Origin of the sequence: Paenibacillus sp. BK720, assembly GCF_011761545.1 — a bacterium.
Taxonomy (GTDB): domain Bacteria; phylum Bacillota; class Bacilli; order Paenibacillales; family Paenibacillaceae; genus Pristimantibacillus.
On the sequence record NZ_JAASRQ010000004.1, the window covers coordinates 618,366 to 632,930 of the forward strand.

Below are 14,565 nucleotides of genomic sequence, written 5' to 3' on the forward strand. Positions count from 1 at the left end.
CATACCATCACTTCGAGGGAGAAGTAAAATGGTGAGCCATGAAGGACTCGAACCTTCGACACCCTGATTAAAAGTCAGGTGCTCTACCAACTGAGCTAATGGCTCTCATGCTGTAAAACGAACTCTCGAGAGCCGCTACATTAAGGAAATGGTGACCCGTAGGGGATTCGAACCCCTGTTACCTCCGTGAAAGGGAGGTGTCTTAACCCCTTGACCAACGGGCCTCGCTTGCTTGTTGTTCCTATCGTCATCTCTCTCGAGCGACTTGTCCACCAAGAAAATTATGGCGGAGAGAGAGGGATTCGAACCCTCGCACCACTTACGCAGTCTAACCCCTTAGCAGAGGGTCCCCTTGAGCCACTTGGGTATCTCTCCATGGCTCCCCGAACAGGACTCGAACCTGTGACAACTCGATTAACAGTCGAGTGCTCTACCAACTGAGCTATCAGGGAAAACTTCAATTTCTTGCTCTTTTTCTTTCGTTTTCAACCGCTTGATTACCGCGGCGACAAGTAATAATATATCACGGTCATTTCAGAAGGTCAAGCGTTTTTTAAAAAAAGTTTTCCGCGACATTTTCCGCATGCATAACGGGCCGGATCAAGCCTTCTTTTACGCGGATATTCGGTACCGCAGCTGCGGCAGACAAGCATGTATTTATAAGGGGTTGGCGCCTTTGCCGCCCTCTCCGGAAGCGATTTGCAGTAACGGGATCCGCCGACATAAGCGAGCAGCTTTTTGAAATCCTCGTCCCGGTGCTGGTACCCTCTCTTCATAAGATGAAGATGATAATGGCATAGCTCGTGCTTGATAATTTTTTCGGTTTCTTCTTCCCCAAACGCTTCCAATTGATGAGGACTGATCTCGATGTTATGCGATTTCGTGAAATAACGCCCGCCCGTTGCCTTTAAACGCCTGTTAAAGGTTGCCTGATGGATGAAGGGGCGTCCAAAGCTTTCGAGCGATACGCGCTCAACCCACTGCTGCAGCTGTTCATCATTCATTTTCATGGTCATTGTATTCTCCCCCAGTACTTGAATTTTAAAGCGTTCATACGCTACACTGTCAAGTAGCAATCATTATAGATGGTCTACGAGGGGAGTTTATTTTCACCATGCCTACAATGCGTTACGTCCTTATGAACGGCAGCAGCCGGATTTTCTTTGTTGAGATGCCGGAATCCCATGCTTACCAGCTCAGCGCGCTGAACCTGCGCCTTCATAAAGAAATGGACAAGCTTACAGCCGATCACGTGCCTCAGCTGCCGTACGCGGTTGCGGAATGCGACAATGTCGAGCTGCATGACAGCTCCATCCGGATCGTCTCCGGTCTGGACTACATTAATGAACTGGAACGCGATTTCGCGGCCGTGAAGGAATCGGCTTACCCGTTGATCGCCCTTCTCACCGAGATTCGCGCCCTTCAAGCCCAGCTTGAACAATGGTACGAGGAAGAAGAACTCTGAAATGAATAATCCTCAATAGAGGCTTTTCGAAGATGAGCGACCGCGTTTAAAGGTAGGATTAATCGCCGAATAGAACTTCGGTTTCCGCGGATTCGGAACTGAGAATTTCTATTGTGGTAGGACCTGCACGGACATTCGCCCTTCTCCATACTGTAGTAGTACATCAGGTATGGCCGGAAGGAGTAGATACGAATGCCACAATGGCTTTGCAATCAAATGATGCGTGCTTTTCAGAAGAAGGACCTTAGGCAGATTAAGCTGCTGAATGAATGCTGGTATTTCTATCGGAGCAAGCAAACGACAAAAAACGAAGACGAAAGCCGTCCCGAAATAACTTTACATTAAAGTCTTAATAAAAAACTCCCGCAAGCGAGCTGCTGCGGGAGTTTTTTTTGCGCATTACTTCACGCCGTTCCAGAACGTAATGTCGTCGAGCGGAAGACGTACGGTTGGGCGGCCTTCCTCTTTTGCTTTGCCGATTGGCAGAACAAGAAGCGGCAGGTAACGGTCCGGAATTTCGAAGAAAGCTTTCAGCTTGTCGCGGTCGTAACCGCCCATCGGTACCGTGTCATACCCTTTGGACCTAGCTGCCAGCATAATTTGCATCGAGACAAGACCGGCGTCAAAGGCAACGATCTCGGTCACGCGCTCCTTCGGAATGGAAGGGAACAGATTGGTGTAATGATCCGTAAAGCGCTGGGCAATCTCCTCGGTCATATAGCCGGCTTTAACGGCCGCTCCGTTGATCTCGCCAAGCTTAGTGTAGAACTCCAGGTCGCCCAGAATAACGACGACGGCCGATGCGTCGACAACCTGCTGCTGATTGTTCGCAATCGGGAGCAATTGATCTTTCAGCGCTTGGTCCGTAACAACCAGGAAGCGCCAGGATTGCGTATTCGCCGAAGACGGAGCCTTCGTCGAAAGCGCCAGAATTTCTTTGATTTCTTCGTCCGAGATTTTGAAAGACGGATCATAATGACGAACAGAGCGACGGGATGTCAGTACTTCCGTAAATTCCTTGCCAGCTTGCGTTTCGATAGCCATAATTGGTTCCCTCCAATAATGAAATGATCTGTGTACCAGATTGCTCAGTTAAAACCAAATAAAAGGCTTCAGGAAAAAGGTTGACTGCGAAAAATAAACCGCGGATTAACTGCGAATAATTTAACACAGTTACAAATATGCAAATGGGTCCTTTTATGATGTAAGTACGCTCGCATCTGTAACAGTTTTGATAACAGTATAAAATCGTGACGGCGGAAAGTCAACTGGGTTCGTGTGACTATTTTTTCCGCCGCTCTTTTCAACTATTCAAATCCATCCGTCTCAACGTGCAAATTCTCTCGGAGAGCTGAGCAATGGTAACCTGGCGCAGCACTTCCAATGTCTTCCGCTCCACTTCGTCGGTTATCTCCATAAAAGCCATCCGCATCTCCTGCCCAAAATCATGAATGCCGGTTGTATCCATCATGCCATTGCATAAAGGCGCTCCCACGCGCAAAGCCAAATACACGTCGGCAAGCGTAATCGTCTCAGGGGCGCGCTTCAAGCGGTAACCGCCGTCACGTCCTTCCCTCGTCTCAAGCAGCTGCTCCTTGGCCAGCTTGGCCAATACGCGCCGGAGCATCGTTGCTTCCGACTTTATATGGCCGGCTAGTTCAGCGCTTGTACACGCATTAGGTTTATGGGACAACACGACAAGCGCTTGCAGGGACAAACCAAACCATTTATGGTTAGGAGCGCTGCTGCTCCGTTCCTTGTCCGTTTGCACCGCATTGTTATCGGACTGCATAATGATGTCCATCCTCTCCTTCCTTAGTAGGATCTTAGAGGCACATCTGTATTATAGAATCCCTCACGAGAAGCCAGCAAGCCCGAAATTATGCCTGCTTGCGCATGGTAAGGGAAACCCGGCCCTTTTTCAAATCAACGCCAAGCACCCATACCGTGACATTGTCGCCAACGGATACGACATCCATCGGATGCTTCACGAATTTGTCGCTCATCTGCGAAATATGGACAAGTCCGTCATTCTTGATGCCGATATCGATAAAGGCGCCAAAGTCGATAACGTTCCGTACCGTTCCCTGCAGCTCCATCCCCGGAGTCAAATCTTCAATATTGAGGACATCGGTATGGAATATCGGCGGCGGCAGCTCCTCGCGCGGATCGCGTCCAGGACGGAGCAGGCTGTCGATAATGTCCTTCAAGGTTGGAACCCCTACGCCAAGCGAAGGCGCCAGGGCTGCAGGATCGATTCCCGACAGCTTCTCCTTCAGCTCATCCGTTCCAAGCTGATTCTGCTTCAAGCCAAGCTCGGCAAACAGCTTGCCGACAACCTCGTAGGATTCCGGGTGAATCGGCGTGCTGTCCAGCGGATTCGCCGCCTCCGGAATGCGCAGGAAGCCGATGCATTGTTCATAGGATTTGGCGCCAAGGCGCGGCACCTTCTGCAGCTGGCCGCGTTTCGCGAACCGGCCGTTCTCCTCGCGGTACTTGACGATATTTTTCGCAATCGTCGCATTGATCCCCGCAACGTAAGAAAGCAGCGACGCGGATGCCGTGTTTACGTCTACGCCGACGTGGTTAACGGCGGATTCAACTACGCCGCCAAGGCTTTCGTCGAGCCGCTTCTGGCTGACGTCATGCTGGTATTGCCCGACGCCGATCGCTTTAGGCTCGATCTTCACAAGCTCGGCGAGCGGATCCTGCAGGCGGCGCGCAATCGAGACCGCGCTGCGCTCGGCTACGTCGAGATCGGGGAATTCTTCCGCCGCAAGCTTCGAAGCGGAATAAACGCTTGCCCCCGCTTCGCTTACGATAATATATCTCAGCTCGGCTTGTCCGGCTGTCTTGCGTTTGCCGATCAGGCCGGCAATAAACTGCTCCGTCTCGCGGGAAGCCGTCCCGTTGCCGATCACGATAAGCGATACGCCGTAACGGTCAATCAGACCGTTGATGATTTTCTCCGCTTCCGCAACCTTGTTGTTGGGAGGAGTCGGATAAGTGACGGCTACTTCCATCAGCTTGCCGGTATCGTCAATCACGGCGAGCTTGCAGCCCGTCCGGTACGCCGGGTCAACGCCCAATACCACATTGCCGCGCACCGGCGGCTGGAGCAGCAGGTTGCGCAAATTTTCGGAGAAGATCGAGATCGCATGCTCTTCCGCCTTCTCCGTCAGCTCGCCTCGAACTTCCCGCTCGATTGAAGGGGAAATAAGCCGTTTGTAGGCATCCTCAATGACAGCCGCCAGCACATCGCGAACGGCGGGCGCAGTCTGCTGACGAAGCACTTTGCGCTGGATAAACTCATGGATCCGTTCCGCGGAAAGCTGAAACGAAACGCGCAGAATATCTTCCCGCTCCCCGCGGTTAATCGCCAAGACGCGGTGCGGCGGCAGCTTGCGGACCGGCTCCTGGTAACTGTAGTACATCTCGTAGACGGATTCGGCATCCGCGTTTTTCGCTTCGGTCTTAAGCAGTGCTTGGTCAAAGGTATGCTTCCGCACCCAAGAACGGATGGCGGCGTCATCCGCGATATTCTCGGCCAGGATGTCCATGGCGCCTTGAAGAGCATCCTCTGCCGACGCTACGCCTTTGTCCTCATTCGTATATTTTGCCGCTTCGGCAAGCGGTTCGCCCTGGCGGGGCTGAGCCCACAGCCACAAGGCAAGCGGCTCCAACCCGCGTTCCTTCGCGACGCTGGCGCGCGTCTTGCGCTTCTGCCGGTAAGGACGATACAGATCCTCAACCTCCTGCAGCTTGCCCGAAGCCTCGATCGAGCGGCGAAGCTCATCGGTCAGCTTGCCCTGCTCGTCAATCAGACGGATCACTTCGCGTTTGCGATCTTCCAGATTGCGCATATATTGCAGCCGTTCTTCAATCGCCCGGAGATCATTCTCGTCGAGCTCGCCGGTCATCTCTTTCCGGTAACGCGCGATAAACGGAATGGTATTGCCTTCATCAAGCAAAGCAACGGCCGATTTCACTTTCGTGATCGGAATCGACAGCTGCGATGCCATGCTTTTTATGATTTGTTCATTCTCGGCAGCAGCCTGCTCGGGTGTCCGTTTGCCCGTGCCTGCCGCTTCCTCTTCCACATGCTTTACTTTAGTATCCGCCAAACAACCGCACCGTCCCTTCAAACTTATCATTTACAAAAAGGCCATAACTATATTGTCTCAGATTTGAATCCGCTTTTCCATATTTCCGGAAACGAAACCGGAAAAGCAGCAAAACCGCCGGCAGAAATCAGCCGGCGGTTCGCTTGAAAAGCTATCTCACGTAAGGGTTATTGGCCATCTCATAGCCAATCGTCGTTTTAGGCCCATGTCCCGGGTAAACCTTAACTTCAGGCGGAAGCTTGTACAGCTTCAATTGAATCGAATCGAACAAATCCCGTTCCCGTCCGCCCGGCAGATCAGTCCGGCCGACAGATTGCCGGAACAGAACATCCCCCGAGAAGATATCATTTCCGCAGAGGAAGCTGACGCTGCCCGGAGAATGACCCGGCGTATGCAGGACTTTAAACGTATGGCCGATAAATTCCAGCGTCTGCCCTTCATCCAGCGCGTATTCGGCTGGACCTGTCGTCAGCGGCGGCGTCACGTCCGACCACCGCATCGAGCCGTTCTGGCGGGCATCCGTCAGCCAATCCGCCTCTAGATCATGGAGGTATACCGGACAACCCGCAGCGGTTCTTACTTCCTCTACGCCGCCCATGTGATCGAAGTGGGCGTGAGTAAGCAGAATCGCTTCGATTTTAACTCCGGCGATCCGGTCCAGCAGCCGCTTCGGCCCCATTCCCGGATCGATAATAATTCCGCGCTCTTCGCCGCTCTGCTCATCTTTTTCCGTCAATAAATAAGCATTGGTTTGCAGCGGGCCTAGCGTAAACGTTTCAATGCGCATGTTCGCCATACTCCAATCCGATCGGTTTAAATCGATTCTATTAACGCTCTAAGTTCCTGTACAACCAAAGCGTGGTAACCGGTGCCTTCCCCGTAACGGCGCATAATTTCCTTGCGGGTCTCCGCAAGCTTATCCTGGTAGTCCGCTGCTTCGCGGTCCGGATTCTCTTTCTTGAAAGACACCATTGGCTCCTGGACGTAGGTTGGTCTTGGCCCCCATGTGCCATGGATCACCTTGCCTTCCGCGTCGGTTACGATAACAACCGGAACGGAGCGGCCTCCCATCGTCAGGAATTGATCCATCGTATCGAGATTTTCTTCCATGATAAGAACCTCAACCGGAACTTCCCCCGTCTCCAGCGCACGGAATACAACCGGAATATTGCGGACAACGTCGCCGCACCAATCCGCCATCAGAATAAAGACGCGCAGGTCATTGCGGCTTTTCAGCGATTCGAAAAATTCGCGGTCGCTGTCGTTTGCCCATTCAAATTTGTCGTACCAGCCCTGGAAGGCTTCCTTGTTCTTGGTCATTCCTTCAACAAACTGCTGGGGGCTAATCCCTTTGTTTAATTTTTCGGCTACGCTTCTGCTCATGTTCATCCCTCTTTCTGTTATCGGTTTATTATACGGACTTGCCTCTCGAACGGATAAACTTGTACACCACATAAACAATCAGCAATGCTATGGCAATCAGAATAGCCGGCTGTACGTACTGGGCAGCCTTCTGATCGACGTCTTCCCAATTCTCACCTAATGTTTTGCCCAAATGAACAAATAATATCGTCCAAGGGATGGAAGCAAGCGCCGTCAGGAGCGTGAACAAGGTGAAGTTCATCTTGGCCATCCCTGCCGGAATCGAGATAACCTGGCGCATAACCGGGATAAAACGGGCGGTAAAGACGATACCCGCTCCGTATTTCTTGAACCAGCCTTCCGCGATATCGACATGCTTCATTTTGATTTTAATATATTTGCCGTATTTCTCGACCAGAGGACGGCCGCCGAATCTTCCAATCGCGTATAATATCCAGTTCTGTCCAACGGCGCCAAGCACGCCGAAAATAATAGCGCCCAGGTATGATATTTTCCCTTCCGACACTAAGTATCCGCCGAAACCCAATACTATTTCACTTGGAATCACCTCTATGAGCAATCCAATTAGTATCCCGAAGTAACCAAGACTTTCAATCCATACTAGAATTTCGTGCAAAATATCCTTTATCAAATCCATTCCATCCCGCCTTCCCCGATCCTAAATAATAGCAATTGACTGTATTCTACCATACGAAGCGGATAGGCATCCACCCGGCTATAGTCGGGCTTGTCCATGCGACGAAAGGTGTCATGCCGGGACAAGCCGCCGCATACACTAGCATAACTTCGAGTCCGTTCTCATTAAAAGAGTAACAAGGAGGAATCCCTGTGTCGCGTGTATTTATTATTAATAAAAAACATCTGCAGCTATTTGCGTTTGCCCTGCTTATCCTCCTCCTGGCAGCCGTCTATTTAAGCTGGGACCGTACGCGCACGGCAAGCAGCCAGATGGCAAAGGTACAGACCATCCAGCTCGTAACGGGCGAATTCAGCACAACGACCGAAGACGGCAAAAAGCTGGAGGTATACCGCTGGGATCCGGGCACCGTCAGCCTCCGCAAGGGCGAGCCCGTCGAGCTTCGCATCAGCGGCGTAAACGGCAGCAGCCATCCTTTTGTCATTGAAGGTCTCGGCATTAAAGGCGAGGTGAAAAAAGGACAAACCACGGTTGTCCGATTTACTCCCGAACAAGCCGGCACCTACCCCATTATATGCCAGGTTCATACCGATATGAACAATGGCGGACCGATGGTCGGCTACATCGAGGTCCATTAACAACCAGTAATACGCGGCTTACGAAGTGACCGTCTCAAACTCGGGCGCATATTTATGAGTTAGAGAGGAGTCGGTTCACGATGAAGTCCGCTACCCAGAAGCATACGTCCGGCCTGCCGTCCGCAAGAAAAATCCGCCGAGCCTGCAGCAATGAACTGTATCGAACCGTCAAACGGTTGAAGGTATGGGTACCCAAAGAGAAGATGGAGCAGGCCGAGGACTTGTATTACAAAAAGGTCATCATGAATCTGATCTTTATTGCAGAGAATGAAAAAAACCGCAAGGTTCTGTCCGACTGGTGGGACGAGAACGTTGCCGGCGACATCGCCGAGCTGTGGGAGGTTGATGTTGCCAAGCTCCGCTGGGCATTCCGCGATGCTTTCGGGGGATAAAGATAAGAATAAAAAAAGCTGACGGTTTCCCGCAATGTCATTTCGTTAAGGCGTTAATGACATTGCGGTCTCCCGGCAGCTTTTTTGTTGCATTTAAAAGGCTATCAATAATAATTGCTGTTCATAATCGGCGCATCCACTTTGTCCTGCAAGGTCGCAAGTCTAAGCAGAACGATACTGATTTGCGCTTTCGTAACCGGAGCGTTCGGGTTAAACTTCCCGTTCTCGGCCGTTAACAGTCCCAGCTTCATGGCAACCGTTACGGCGCCTTTGTTTTTGATGAGGGCAACATCCTTCAGCTTGGTCACATCGGCATCTCCGGACATGAACTCGGACAGCTTGTCGTATTTCAGCAGTTTGGTCAGCCATACCGCCAAGTCGCCGCGCGTCAAAGCCTGCTCGGGGTTAAGCTTTTGCGTTGGAGATGCTTTAAGGAAGCCTCTCTGCACCAGGTATTCTACCGCCGAAGCGTACGGGCTGTCGACAGGAATGTCGGCAAACCGCTGCTTCTGCGGAGTCGTATAGCTTTGTCCCCCCGTAAAGCCGTCCAGCAGCATGTTCACCCAGTCTCCGTTGTTAACGGTTTGGTCCGGGTGAATAAGTCCGTCCGCTTCCGGCTTGATAATGCCGTAGTCGAACATGACCTGCAGCGATTTGGACGCCCAATGCTTCTTGGCATCCGCCGGAATTTCACCCTTCTGCACCGTTGTGCCTGGGAAAATATACTGCTGCTCCAGCTTGCCGGTAACCGCATTTACAAGGAAGCCCCAGTTATTGTCATTCGTTAATTTGGGCATGTACACAAGCTTCACTTGCTGCTCCTGGAGCTTGCCATCCACGTAGCTGCCTCCGACCGTGGTGTACTGCAGTTCGGCATGAATAGAGTCACGGTATAGCTTAAGGGCTTGTTCCTCCGTGATTTTCGCGGTCAAGGAATCCAGCTTGCCAAGCTTATCCTCCGGTAAAGTCATATTATAATAGTTCGTCAGATTTCCTTGTCCGTCCAGATTAATCTGAACAGCTGCCGGCTGAATCGGCTTGTCTTTGTAGAACTGCTGGAAGCTGTAAATAAAGGCCGTATCCGGACTATAGGAGCCCGTTCCAGAGCGTTCGACCAGCTTCAGGCTGCCGGAGGCATTCGGATATAACGAAGTCACGAGATCCTGGGCTTTAACTTTCGCTTGCGCTTCCGTAATCGATGGCTTTCCTACCGTTTCATCGGCGGCGGAGGAATCACCGGTCGGATACGAAAAAGTAGAGTAATCGATTAATTGGCCCGTTTTTGCATCCACTGTAGCATGGGTTTGAATACCGCCAAACGGGCTGCCGTTATAGATCGACCAAGTCTTGCGGCCGTCGCGGTCCGTGCTGGAGGAAGCCTGCTGGGTTCCTTCAAAGGCGTCCTTGCCGACAACCGAGGTTACAACCGCAATCGCTTCCTCCTTCGTCAGTTCCCCTCCCGTATGAGGCTTGAAAGCAGCTGCCGAAGAGGAAATAGAGGAGTAGCCGGTTGCCGGAAAGGAATCGATAGCCTGTCCTTGATCATCAAGGAACTTGCCCGATTTGGCATCAATCAGGCCGATCCCCCCTACCGCAACATAGCCAAGGCGGTAAGCCGATGTATTCGTTTGGTTCACGTAATAATCGGCGCCCGGAACGTAGGCCAGCTGCAGTTTCAATTCTTTTTTCATTTTGTCGGCGGCTTGTTCCGCGGTCAGGTTTGTATCCGGAGACGGGTAATCTTTACCCGTGCTAAAACCGTAATAATTAATAATATTCCCGTTACCGTCAACAACCACCTGAATTTGATTGCTGGTTGTCGGAATGCCGTTCACTTGTGCCTGATAACTGAAGCTGTATTGAACCGGGCCAAACAAAGCTTGCGGATAATCGCTCTCTACGGGCTTAAGCTGAAGCTTGTCCGTCGACTTCATGGAAGGGGAAGCAACCAAAATGAACGCCTTGGCGATTTTCTCGGCTTCTGACCTCGATACTTTAGCCGGATAATAAGCTTCTTCCCTAGGGAGCGAATTATAATAGTTAATGATGTCTCCGGTAATCGCATCGATTCTGGAATCAAAGCCATAACTTCCGTTCTCGACGGTTACGTTCCACTGAATGGTCCAGACCATTTCGTTGCTTGGCGGGTATTGATTCGGATTACCAAGGTCTATGCTTGTCACCTCGGCATCCTTCAGCTCAGGGAACAGCTTCCTGAAGCGTTCAACGGCCTCATCCTTTGAAATTTTCGCCAGGCTTTCGTCCAGAATGCCGCCCGGGGCTGTACTTGCTCCCGTGCCAGTGGAGGCAACAACTGTCATTGTCCCTGAATCCGCCGCATAAGCAAGGCTTCCAACCGGAAGCAAGCTGAGCGCCAGGACCGTGGCAAGCAGCTTGCCCTTCATCGATTTCCTCATCCCTTTTCCTCACCTTCACTAAAATAGAAATCACTTCCAAAAATACACCTTAGTATAGACGATGGGAAAGGGGCAAAGGTTTCAATTTTTTTACAAATATAAAATGGCATCCCCGCCAAAAAGGTTATGCTTCCGGCAAAATAAAAAAGCCGTCCGGGTCCCGAGACCCAGACGGCTTCCTTCATTTCAAGCCATTAACCTTCTTGCAGACGGTCTACGGGTACCGTCTTGGAATGTCCTCCGACCTGTACGGTCGCTGTACCGCTTGCTTCGTCCACATGTTCAATCCATACGGAATTCCCGTCATCAAGATGGACCTTGATCGATTCCTCTGATTGATAAATTTGTTTGGCACGGTTAACGTCCATTGGCTTCGCGGCCTCCTTCGCACTTGCCTTTGCAGGTCAGTCCTTCGTTTCGGGAACCATGTAATCGGTTGTCGATTCATCGATTAGCCCGTTATGCTCGGACACGGTGCCCCCGCCCAAGCCTTCATTCACCATACGGTCAATATCCATAAAGTAATTGTCGCGGCCTTCGTCCCATTTGTCAGCCGGCGCCTTTTCTTTGTTTTCCAAGTCGTCGAATTCCATCATAGTCGCTTCACTCCTCCCTGCGGCAAGCATTGTTGGTTCAAGCAAAATATGCCCGATTTGATTGATTCTCATGCATTGCGGGAACAATAAAGAAATAGATGAAGGCATAAAAATAAATAATCATTTTAGGAGGAGTAACCAGATGCATACGGTGTGGAAAGGCGCAATCAGCTTCGGGCTTGTCCATGTGCCAGTGAAAATGTTTACCGCTACGGAGGATAAGGATATTTCGCTTCGCATGATCCACAAGCCTTGCGGCAGTCCGATCGCCTATGTACGGCGCTGTCCGAATTGCGACGTAGAGGCGGAATGGGACGATATCATTAAAGGCTACGAGTACGAGAAAGGCCGTTATGTGCTGTTCGAGAAGGAAGAGCTGGAGCAGCTGGCCGGGGAAAAGTCTCACACGATTCAAATTCTTGATTTTGTCGCGCTCGAGGAAATCGACCCCGTCTACTTCCAGAAGACGTATTATTTGTCCCCGGATCAGGCCGGAAGCAATGCTTACGGCTTATTGCTTCAGGCGATGTCCGATACCGGCAAGATCGGCGTAGCCAAAGTATCGATCCGTTCGAAAAGCAGCTTAGCCGCTATTCGGGTCATTGATAACTGTCTGGCAATGGAGACGATTTATTATCCGGATGAGATCCGCTCGATCTCCCATGTTCCCGGAATTCCCGAATCGTTTGCCATCAACGATAAAGAACTGACGATGGCCAAGCTTCTGATCGAGCAGCTGTCCACTCCGTTCGAACCGTCCAAATATACCGATGATTACCGGGCCAACATGCTTCAGGCCATCCATAATAAAGTGGCGGGCCAGGAAATACGCGTAGCTCCGCAGCAGGAGCAAACCAACGTGCTTGATCTGATGGCCGCGCTGCAGGCGAGCCTTGACGCGGCCAAGCTGCCTCCGGGCGGAGTGGGTCTCGATACCGGTGCCGGCAAACCTGCGGCCGCAGCTCCTGAAGCCGCCGCGGACAAACCGGTTGTAAAGCCGCGCAAACCTAGAACCAAGAAGCCTAAAGCAGAGGAGACCGTCTCTTAATGACGGTCTTTACGCTTCCTGCCGAGCCGATGATTCCTGTCGCGGATGACCGTATCCCTAAGGAGTCCGGCTGGATCTATCAGATCAAATGGGATGGCGTCCGTATCGTCGCGACGGTTCATGAGGATGGAAGAATAGACCTGTTCTCGCGCAAGCTGCTGAACAAAAATGCCGTTTACCCGGAAATCCGCCGGACATTGCAGGAGCAGGCGGAAGCGCTTGGTCCCTGCATGCTGGACGGCGAGATCGTCTATTACGATGGCGAACGCCCGAATTTTCAAATGGTGCTTAGCCGTGAGCGCAGCTTCGGCGGGGACCTCTCTTCTTCCTCAAGCAAAGGGAAGGTGCTGTATGTTCTCTTCGACCTGCTGCAGGACGGCGAGGAGGACCTGCGCCCGCTTCCCTATGCGGAGCGGCATAAACGGCTGGTTGCCAAGCTGGAGCCCGTCCAGTCCGACCGGCTTCTCATAACCGATCTCTATACGGATGCGGATGCTTTATGGAAATGGGTCGATGAGCATCAGTGGGAAGGAATCGTCAGCAAGAGGCTTGATAGTCCTTATAAGGAAGGCAAAGCCCATCGCGATTGGCTGAAAAAGAAAAGGGCGCTCCTGCTTGACGTCGGCATCGTAGGCGTAAAGCGCCGAGACGGCCGCGCAGCCAGCCTGATCATGTCCGATCAGGGCCGTTTTATCGGCAGCGTCTCGCTTGGTCTTGACGAAGCGATGCGGGAAGCGCTAGGTCAAACGCTGCAGCTGCGGAGAAGCGACGCTCCCTCGTGGCCGATGCCTTTTCCGGCTTTGCCGGCGGAGCTTAAGGGCGAGAGCATCGTTTGGCTGCCCTCCCCGCTTCCTTGCCGGGTTACCGGACTCGAGCTGACATCCGCCGGATTATTAAGACATCCCAAGCTTGTATCCTTTGGCCTAAAACCATTAGGAGGACACTCATGAACAAAACAAGCTCATCCGCCAAGCGGCCCGCAACCGTTACGGTGGAAGGACAGGAAATCACCGTCACCAATCCGGAAAAACCGCTTTGGCCCGAGCACGGGATTACCAAGCTGATGTATTTGGAGAAGCTTGCCATGCTGTCGCCTTTTTTGCTCAAGCATTGCAAAGACCGTTACTTGACGACCATCCGCTATCCCCATGGTTACTCGGGCAAATCGTTTTATCAGAAAAACTGTCCCGAACCAAAGCCGGATTTTGTCCGTATCGCAGCAAGCGAAGGGATCTCGTACGTGCATCTCGATAATCTTCCGACTCTGCTATGGCTTGGCAACCTGGCCTGCCTGGAGTTCCATGCTTCGTTCGACCGGATCAGCAATCCGGACTATCCGACCGAATGGATTCTGGATCTTGATCCTTCCCGCGAGGAGGAACCGCGCATCATCGAAGCCGCCGCGCTTGTCGGAAAGCTGCTGGGATCGCTGAACATCCGCTCCGTTCCCAAAACCTCGGGCGCAACGGGCGTCCAGATTGTCGTGCCGCTGCAGCAGAAATACACCTTCGATGAATTGAGAGGCTTGGGCCAGTTTGTCGGAGATTATTTGTCCAGCGCCTACCCGCAGCTGTTCACCGTGGAGCGGTTGACCAAAAACCGCGGCGATCTGATTTATGTCGATTACCTTCAGCATTACAAGGGCAAAACCATCTCAGCCCCCTATACGCCAAGAGCGCGCTATGGCGCTCCCGTCTCGACGCCGCTCAAGTGGGAAGAAGTATACGCCGGGGGCATTAAGCCGGCTGACTTCCATCTTCTGAACATCGGGGAGCGTTTGCAGCGTTACGGCGATTTGATCGATCTGGAGAAGCCGCAGGATTTGAGCCACGTCCTCAGCTTTATTCAAGCAAAAAAATAAGCCG

Annotated in this window: 17 protein-coding genes and 4 tRNA genes; 7 read left to right on the plus strand and 14 right to left on the minus strand. The window is 52.0% G+C overall.

Annotation, left to right across the window (positions count from 1 at the left end; genetic code table 11):
- Positions 1-29: 29 nt before the first annotated feature.
- The 5 genes from FHT67_RS18330 to FHT67_RS18350 form a co-directional block, all read right to left on the minus strand.
- Positions 30-105, minus strand: a tRNA-Lys gene (locus FHT67_RS18330).
- Between the two features lie 44 nt (positions 106-149).
- Positions 150-224 (minus strand) — tRNA-Glu (locus FHT67_RS18335).
- Positions 225-284: 60 nt separating this feature from the next.
- Positions 285-375: transfer RNA gene (locus FHT67_RS18340), tRNA-Ser, on the minus strand.
- A 1-nt stretch (position 376) separates the two neighbouring features.
- Positions 377-452 (minus strand) — tRNA-Asn (locus tag FHT67_RS18345).
- Positions 453-542: 90 nt separating this feature from the next.
- Positions 543-1,004 carry a SprT family protein gene (locus FHT67_RS18350; protein ID WP_208403381.1) on the minus strand — a complete coding sequence of 154 codons (462 nt, stop codon included), beginning with the start codon at positions 1,002-1,004 and terminating at the stop codon, positions 543-545.
- Positions 1,005-1,114: 110 nt separating this feature from the next.
- Between FHT67_RS18350 and FHT67_RS18355 the strand changes: the two genes are divergently transcribed.
- Both FHT67_RS18355 and cmpA read left to right on the plus strand, forming a co-directional pair.
- The gene (locus tag FHT67_RS18355) at positions 1,115-1,465 is read left to right on the plus strand and encodes a hydrolase/acyltransferase (RefSeq protein WP_132312085.1); all 351 of its coding nucleotides are present in this window, start codon (positions 1,115-1,117) and stop codon (positions 1,463-1,465) included.
- 192 nt (positions 1,466-1,657) lie between these two features.
- On the plus strand, positions 1,658-1,810 hold the full coding sequence (gene cmpA / locus FHT67_RS18360; RefSeq protein WP_015846520.1) for a cortex morphogenetic protein CmpA: 153 nt from the start codon (positions 1,658-1,660) through the stop codon (positions 1,808-1,810).
- A 54-nt stretch (positions 1,811-1,864) separates the two neighbouring features.
- Here the strand turns inward: cmpA and FHT67_RS18365 are convergent, their stop codons facing one another.
- The 6 genes from FHT67_RS18365 to uptA all read right to left on the minus strand — a co-directional run bounded on the left by FHT67_RS18365 (position 1,865) and on the right by uptA (position 7,609).
- Positions 1,865-2,509, minus strand: coding sequence for a nitroreductase family protein (locus FHT67_RS18365; RefSeq protein WP_167200530.1), 645 nt, complete (start codon positions 2,507-2,509; stop codon positions 1,865-1,867).
- A 259-nt stretch (positions 2,510-2,768) separates the two neighbouring features.
- Positions 2,769-3,269 (minus strand): Rrf2 family transcriptional regulator, encoded by a 501-nt coding sequence (locus tag FHT67_RS18370; RefSeq protein WP_167200533.1) that lies wholly within the window; start codon positions 3,267-3,269, stop codon positions 2,769-2,771.
- Between the two features lie 76 nt (positions 3,270-3,345).
- The gene (locus tag FHT67_RS18375; protein ID WP_167200535.1) at positions 3,346-5,589 is read right to left on the minus strand and encodes a Tex family protein; all 2,244 of its coding nucleotides are present in this window, start codon (positions 5,587-5,589) and stop codon (positions 3,346-3,348) included.
- 151 nt (positions 5,590-5,740) lie between these two features.
- The gene (locus FHT67_RS18380) at positions 5,741-6,376 is read right to left on the minus strand and encodes an MBL fold metallo-hydrolase (RefSeq protein WP_132312077.1); all 636 of its coding nucleotides are present in this window, start codon (positions 6,374-6,376) and stop codon (positions 5,741-5,743) included.
- 26 nt (positions 6,377-6,402) lie between these two features.
- On the minus strand, positions 6,403-6,972 hold the full coding sequence (locus FHT67_RS18385) for a thioredoxin family protein (protein WP_132312075.1): 570 nt from the start codon (positions 6,970-6,972) through the stop codon (positions 6,403-6,405).
- Between the two features lie 28 nt (positions 6,973-7,000).
- Complete coding sequence (uptA, locus tag FHT67_RS18390; protein WP_132312073.1) at positions 7,001-7,609, minus strand: undecaprenyl phosphate transporter UptA; 609 nt, start codon at positions 7,607-7,609, stop codon at positions 7,001-7,003.
- Between the two features lie 191 nt (positions 7,610-7,800).
- Here uptA and FHT67_RS18395 point away from each other — a divergent pair, with 191 nt between their 5' ends.
- Both FHT67_RS18395 and FHT67_RS18400 read left to right on the plus strand, forming a co-directional pair.
- Positions 7,801-8,247, plus strand: coding sequence for a cupredoxin domain-containing protein (locus tag FHT67_RS18395; protein WP_132312071.1), 447 nt, complete (start codon positions 7,801-7,803; stop codon positions 8,245-8,247).
- A gap of 80 nt (positions 8,248-8,327) precedes the next feature.
- The gene (locus FHT67_RS18400) at positions 8,328-8,639 is read left to right on the plus strand and encodes a dehydrogenase (protein WP_132312069.1); all 312 of its coding nucleotides are present in this window, start codon (positions 8,328-8,330) and stop codon (positions 8,637-8,639) included.
- Positions 8,640-8,743: 104 nt separating this feature from the next.
- Here the strand turns inward: FHT67_RS18400 and FHT67_RS18405 are convergent, their stop codons facing one another.
- From FHT67_RS18405 to FHT67_RS18415, 3 genes are all read right to left on the minus strand, one after another.
- Entirely contained in the window at positions 8,744-11,056 is a 2,313-nt protein-coding gene (locus FHT67_RS18405; protein WP_167200537.1) for an S-layer homology domain-containing protein, read from the minus strand.
- Positions 11,057-11,250: 194 nt separating this feature from the next.
- Positions 11,251-11,424, minus strand: coding sequence for an H-type small acid-soluble spore protein (locus FHT67_RS18410; protein WP_132312065.1), 174 nt, complete (start codon positions 11,422-11,424; stop codon positions 11,251-11,253).
- A 36-nt stretch (positions 11,425-11,460) separates the two neighbouring features.
- Positions 11,461-11,649: a hypothetical protein gene (locus FHT67_RS18415; protein WP_132312158.1), complete on the minus strand. Its 189-nt coding sequence runs from the start codon at positions 11,647-11,649 to the stop codon at positions 11,461-11,463.
- A gap of 145 nt (positions 11,650-11,794) precedes the next feature.
- On the opposite strand from FHT67_RS18415, the gene ku reads away from it, so the two are divergent.
- From ku to ligD, 3 genes are read left to right on the plus strand one after another with little or no spacing between them, the layout of a single operon-like run.
- Positions 11,795-12,700 carry a non-homologous end joining protein Ku gene (gene ku, locus FHT67_RS18420; protein WP_132312063.1) on the plus strand — a complete coding sequence of 302 codons (906 nt, stop codon included), beginning with the start codon at positions 11,795-11,797 and terminating at the stop codon, positions 12,698-12,700.
- A complete protein-coding gene (locus FHT67_RS18425; protein WP_132312061.1) occupies positions 12,700-13,650 on the plus strand; it encodes an ATP-dependent DNA ligase in 951 nt (316 codons plus the stop codon). Before ku ends, FHT67_RS18425 begins: the two co-directional genes overlap by 1 nt.
- The gene (ligD, locus tag FHT67_RS18430; protein WP_132312059.1) at positions 13,647-14,561 is read left to right on the plus strand and encodes a non-homologous end-joining DNA ligase; all 915 of its coding nucleotides are present in this window, start codon (positions 13,647-13,649) and stop codon (positions 14,559-14,561) included. Before FHT67_RS18425 ends, ligD begins: the two co-directional genes overlap by 4 nt.
- Positions 14,562-14,565 lie beyond the last annotated feature (4 nt).